5 protein-coding genes are annotated in these 3,891 nt (G+C 62.6%); all 5 read right to left on the bottom strand.

Annotated elements, in window-relative coordinates:
* Positions 1-270 (bottom strand): FAD-dependent oxidoreductase (locus VFA16_RS16055; protein WP_324968775.1); only part of this gene is annotated, 270 nt, incomplete at its 3' end.
* A 4-nt stretch (positions 271-274) separates the two neighbouring features.
* Complete coding sequence (locus VFA16_RS16050; protein WP_324968774.1) at positions 275-466, bottom strand: ferredoxin; 192 nt, start codon at positions 464-466, stop codon at positions 275-277.
* Positions 467-488: 22 nt separating this feature from the next.
* Positions 489-1,418: a metal-dependent hydrolase gene (locus VFA16_RS16045; protein ID WP_324968773.1), complete on the bottom strand. Its 930-nt coding sequence runs from the start codon at positions 1,416-1,418 to the stop codon at positions 489-491.
* A gap of 312 nt (positions 1,419-1,730) precedes the next feature.
* Positions 1,731-2,459 carry an MgtC/SapB family protein gene (locus VFA16_RS16040; protein ID WP_324968772.1) on the bottom strand — a complete coding sequence of 243 codons (729 nt, stop codon included), beginning with the start codon at positions 2,457-2,459 and terminating at the stop codon, positions 1,731-1,733.
* 114 nt (positions 2,460-2,573) lie between these two features.
* Positions 2,574-3,891, bottom strand: a 1,318-nt coding sequence (locus VFA16_RS16035) for a chloride channel protein (protein ID WP_324968771.1), incomplete at its 5' end; no start/stop codon positions are given.

Raw genomic sequence — 3,891 nt, 5'->3', positions numbered from 1 at the left:
CGACGACATGTCAAGCCCGACGGCAGATGCCCCGCGCAGCACTCGGGCGTCGATGTCGAAATGCGGCGCCAAGTCGATGCCTGCGCGTTGCACTTTTCCGGTGAGCAGTTTCTTCGACAGCGGCGGCCGGTGGTAGGGGGCATGCCGCTCGGCGCTCACAATCGTCAGCGCACCGTCGTAGCCCTCTGCTCGCAAAGTCTCTGCGGCGCGGGTGCCCGCTACACCGGAACCAACAACCACGACTTGTTTCAGCTGCTGATCTGACGACACGGCGCTAGTCCTGAATGGTAATGGCCTGGGTTGGGCAGGACACTTCCGCACCCTTCAGCTTGTCGCGCAGGTCCTCGCCCGGCTCCTCTTGAAGCACGTGAAGATAACCGTCGTCGCCGAGTTCGAAAACCTCAGGGCAAATGCTCATGCAGACGGCGTTCCCGTCGCAGGTGTCGAAATCCACGAAAACCTTCATCGAACCTCCGTCCTTCGCAACCTCATGCCTCGACTTTGTCGGCGCCGTGCGGCTTCAGTTGGGTGATAGCTCGCTTACGGGCTTCGCGGGCCGACGGCGAGTACTTCAGGTAGTCCACCGCAATCTGCGTGGACGCCTCAGGCCCGGGATGGTGGCTGGGACGCAGGTACCGGACCGGGACGGTCACCAGCAGCTTCCACGGCCCGGGCACCTTGTACTCGCGGGCGGCGCGCAACCAGTCGCGCCAGCGCGGTTTGGCGTCGATGGTCGGGTCGTGCGTCATCAAGTAGCGCACCCCGAGAAACCACCAGAAAATGAACTGCGGCGCGGTCGTCAACATGGACAGTGCCCGCAGCGGGTAGCTGCCGCACACATGCTGATAGACGTCGTAGACCAGTGAGCGGTGCTCGATCTCTTCGGCGCCATGCCAGCGCAGCAAATCCAGCATGACCGGGTCGGTGCCGGCGTAATCCAGACCCTGGTTCTGGAGCACCCACTGACCCAACACCGCGGTGAAGTGCTCGAGCGCGGCCACGTCGGCCAGCCGCCGATACAGCCACCACCGCTTCATCGCCGGCGGCCACCACTTGGGCGGATCGCCCAGGGCCCACGACAAATATTTCCCCAGCCGGGTGGTGTAGGGCGTGGTGTCAATTCCTTGCTCGGCCAAGTGGTTTAGCACCACTTGGTGCGCCCAGGCATGCCAGGACTCCTGCTGGATGAACGGTTTGATCGCCGCCTCCAGCTCTGGATCGTCGACCAGCGACGACGCTTCCAGCACCGCCTTGATGAAGTGCCGCTCCCCCTCCGGCAACAGTAAATGCAACACATTCATCATGTGCGTGGCGAATGGGTCATCGGGCACCCAGTGCAACGGCAGATTCGACCAGTCGAAGCGAACTTGGCGGCGAAACGCAGGGTGTCCGTCGTGGCGCACTTCCACTTCAGGCATCGGCCACTCCTCTCCAGCGCGTTATGAGTGCCCCTTGTCGGATAAGGCAAACCTGCCGCCGCTTGACACCGCGGCAACCGAACGGCACTCCAGCAGCTGCCGCGGCGACAATTCCCCCGGCTCGAACGGTTAGCCACCCCATCCGGCACCAGCAGCGGGGCCAGACACGTACCACCATAGTGAGTGAATGCCCGAGTACACAACAGCCTGGCTGCTAACGGATTAAATCTGCTGGAAACTGGACATATTATGAGACGATCGTCCAAATGAGTATACGGTCGTTCACCATATAAGTGAACACCCGGTGTGGGTCTAACCGGTATCTGACATCGGCGGCAGCGGCTCGCTCGGTTCACCGGCGTACCAATGCACCGCCTGAATGCCCGGCTGCAGCGACAGCTCCGCGACGAGGCGCTCAAGCCGCGCGGGCGCGTGACCATCCATGAGTAGATAGGCGGTCAATGCAACGTTGTCGTCGGCGGCGCGCCCCGTGTGAATCCCGCGGAGAATGAGGTCGTTGGTGCTGGTGTGCTGCACGATTTGGGCACGCGCGTATTTTTCGCTTTTGGGCCGACAAATCAACTGAACTTGGTATGGCTGCTGGTCTTCGCTTTCTTCGACGACGTTGTCGTGATCGATTAACCGGCCCAGTGGACGTCCCAATAGGTGGATGGCGACGACGGTGCCGGTGGCGATCACCGTGAACAACAAATGCCCCGAGGCCGCCAGCACACCGACGGCGGCCGAACACCACAGCGTCGCAGCGGTATTCAGGCCGCGAACGTTGAATCCCTCGCGCAGGATCACCCCTCCGCCGAGAAAACCGACCCCGGACACCACATACGACGCCACCCGGGTGGGGCTGGTGTCGTTGGTGATCACCGCGTAGAGCACGAACAAAGTGGCCCCGGTTGCGACCAGCGCGTTGGTGCGCAGTCCGGCCATGCGTGCCCGCCACTGCCGTTCCACTCCAATCAATGCGCCGCAACCTAGGCCGACGGCTAAGCGCAGCACAAAGTCGGCCAGGCTCAGCGTTTGCATGGCACGGGCGCTCCTTCCTGGGTGAGGCGGCTGATTACCCGCAAACAGTGTGTCCGATTTTGGCGACGATCAGACGAACATGGGATGTACAGCCAGGGTCAGCGGCCGAGGCCGTCACGCGGGCTGACGCGCGCGTTCGGTCTCGGCCGTCTCACGATTCAGGCGCTGGGAGCGGTAAATGCTGACGCCGCTTTGCGACATCAGCAGCGACGCGATACCTACCGCAATTATCGCTCCCGGTATCGCGGCAAACGATCCGGTCATCTCGGCCACCATGATCATGATGGCGAGCGGTGCATGAGCGACGCTGCCGAAACACGCCATCATTCCCACCACCACGAAAATGCCAGGGTCGCTGGGCACTCCGGGAAGGCCCCATAGTTCCCCCAGCCGCCAGATCGCCGCCCCGACAAATGCGCCAATCACAATGCCAGGGCCGAAGATACCGCCCGATCCACCGGTGCCAATCGACAATGACGTGGCCACGATTTTCGCAATCGGCAGGACGAGCACGATCCACAACGGAATCGTCATCAGCGTTGGCCGTGTAATGGCTTCCTGAATCCAGCCGTACCCACTGCTGAGTACTTGAGGGATCAGCAGCCCCAACAGCCCGACCAGCAGTCCGCCGAGAGTCGGTTTCAGCACACCTCCGGGCAGTCGATCGGTTAACGCCACCGTCCAGTAGAATACGCGGGCATACAGATAGCCGATCGCGGCAGCGATCACGCCGATTACGGCGAACCACAGCAGTGGCCAGGCTTCTTCGAAGCGGTATTCGGCGTCGACAAAACCGAACAGAGGCTGGAAGCCCATGATCGAACCGAGCACCGCATATGCCGTGGCCGAGGCGATGAAACCGGGCACCAGTGAGCGGTATTCGAGGTCTTCGCGATAGATGATTGACGTCGCCAGCACCGCTCCGCCGAGGGGTGCGCCAAAGATCGCTCCGATGCCTGAGCCGATACCCACGGCAACCGCGATCCTGCCGTCCTCGACAGGGAGGTTCAGCCGACGGGTCAGCAGTGATCCGAAGCCTGCTGAGATCTGAGCGGTCGGACCTTCGCGACCGCCCGAGCCGCCAGAGCCGATGGTCAGTGCGCTTGCCACCATCTTCACCAGCACCACCCGGCTGCGGATATTGGTGGGATAGCTATGGACCGCCTCGATCGCTTCGTCGGTGCCATGGCCTTCGGCTTCTGGGGCAAGCCAGGCGACGATGACCGCGGACAAGAACGCACCGGCCGTCGTCACCAGTGGAAGCGCCCACGGACGGTGAAAGCCAGAGGACGGATGATTGCCGTCCTCGCCGACGGGGGTGGGGATTCGGTAGTCGGCCAGGTAGCCCAGCAGAAACTCGGCGGCGTATTTCAGCAACAGATAGAAGACGACCGCGCCCACGCCGGCGATGACGCCGATGGCAATGCCGAGG

It is taken from the genome of Mycobacterium sp. (assembly GCF_035653355.1).
GTDB lineage: Bacteria > Actinomycetota > Actinomycetes > Mycobacteriales > Mycobacteriaceae > Mycobacterium.
Note: the sequence above shows the minus strand (reverse complement) of the source record. Positions and strands in the feature narration are given on the sequence as shown.